Origin of the sequence: Dryocola clanedunensis, from assembly GCF_038405435.1 — a bacterium.
Lineage (GTDB): Bacteria > Pseudomonadota > Gammaproteobacteria > Enterobacterales > Enterobacteriaceae > Dryocola > Dryocola clanedunensis_A.
In genome coordinates this window covers 1-835 of sequence record NZ_JBBYHZ010000058.1, presented here as the reverse complement: position 1 = coordinate 835, position 835 = coordinate 1, and the positions used below count along the sequence as shown (strand labels likewise).

The window sequence follows — 835 nt, the reverse complement described above, 5'->3', positions numbered from 1 at the left end:
CCGGCACTGAGTGCCCCGACCACCACGATCCGCAAAATCGAATTCGCCGATACCAAGGACCACAAGCAGTGGATGTGGAAGGCGACCGACGGCATCGCCGAGACCACCTGGCCGGGCGTCTACAACCGCTCGCGGCTGGCCGGGCGGGATGATTACTTCCAGCTGCCGGACTGGAATACCTATGTCGAGGGTGGCCAGCAGCTCGACCTGACCCTGCCGGCCGGTGAAACCGTCAACCGCATCGAAGTGCGCGGTGCAGCGTTTGGCGGGCTCAGCCACAGCGTGGACGGCCAGCCGGCACAGGCCCTGTTCCAGCGCCCGCAGGGCGTGGTCCGCAGCGTCAACAGCATTCCAGCCCAGGACGGCGGCGTGCTGCACTTCCGCAATACCGCGCAGGAAACCCCGATCCAGGAAATCTGGGCCTACCAGGTCAGCGACGCCGCCGAGCCGGAGGGCACGGTGAAGCAGCGCTACCTGATCGACAGCCAGGCGCTGCCGGATTACACCAACATCGCCGCACTGCGCGAGTACATCGACGGCCGCTACCCGGCGGCCGAACGCAGCACGGTGATGGCGCTGCCCAAGGGCGCCGGCTCGCGCAAGCGCACGGCCGACACGCTGCCCGCGCAGCCGCTGCCGATCGTGCACGTGCTGATTCCCTCCGGCGTGAGCGACGCGCCGGCCGCGCAGCCGCTGATCCGCAGCTGGGCACACAGCTGGGAGAACATGCATGACGGCCTGGATGGCATCGCCATCGATCTGCCCAAGCTGGATCTGCCGGCCACGCAGGACGGCCTGATCCCGCTCAACATCCGCATCAAGGACCCGATCTGGC

1 protein-coding gene is annotated in these 835 nt (G+C 67.8%); it reads left to right on the top strand.

Going from position 1 to position 835, the window contains the following annotated elements; translation table 11 throughout:
* The coding region (locus AAE045_RS23345; RefSeq protein WP_455549699.1) for a baseplate J/gp47 family protein at positions 1 to 835 on the top strand (835 nt) is incomplete at both ends.